This window comes from Mangrovicoccus sp. HB161399 (assembly GCF_013184745.1).
In the GTDB taxonomy this organism is placed as follows: domain Bacteria; phylum Pseudomonadota; class Alphaproteobacteria; order Rhodobacterales; family Rhodobacteraceae; genus Mangrovicoccus.
In genome coordinates, this window is sequence record NZ_JAATVU010000278.1 from 1 (window position 1) to 787 (window position 787).

Here is a 787-nt window from a genome sequence, read left to right on the forward strand (position 1 = left end):
TGGTCTTGCCCCACTGAAGTGGTCCACCCCTTGGGATAGTTTATCCCGTATCACGGAGGACTACGACGATGGCAGGCAAACGAGAGAAGCCCGAAGACATCATAACGAAGCTGCGGCAGGTCGAGGTGCTGCAGGGTCAGGGCGCGAAGATCTCGGACGCGGTTCGGCAGATCGGCGTGACGCAGCAGACCTACTACCGCTGGCGGCGTGAATATGGCGGGATGAGCCGCGATCAACTGAAGCGTTTGAAGGAGCTCGAGCAGGAGAATGCCCGGCTTCGGCGCGCAGTGTCGGACCTGACGCTGGACAAGCTCATTTTGTCGGAGGCAGTACGGGGAAACTATTGAGCCCTTCGCGTCGTCGCCGCTGTATCGACCATGTTCGTCAGGAGCTCGGCGTTTCCGAACGCCGCGCCTGCCGGGCTCTCGGTCAGCATCGTTCCACGCAGCGCAAGGTCCCCGCTGGCCGTCACGATGAAGAACGCCTGACAGCGGACATCATCGAACTGGCACGGCTCTACGGCCGATACGGCTACCGGCAGGTGACCGGGATGCTGGTTCAGGCTGGTTGGTGTGTGAACCATAAGCGTGTGGAACGGATATGGCGGCGTGAAGGGCTCAAGGTCCCGCCGAAACAGAAGAAACGCGGTCGGCTCTGGCTGGCTGATGGATCTTGCGTACGGCTGAGGCCGGAACGCCCGAACCACGTCTGGTCTTATGACTTCGTCCAGGACAGGACAGCGGATGGGCGCGCCTACCGCATGCTCAACATCATCGACGAATGCACC

1 pseudogene is annotated in these 787 nt (G+C 61.2%); it reads left to right on the plus strand.

Going from position 1 to position 787, the window contains the following annotated elements:
* Positions 1-68: 68 nt before the first annotated feature.
* Positions 69-787, plus strand: a pseudogene (locus HCC78_RS32870) (transposase); the annotation flags it as partial.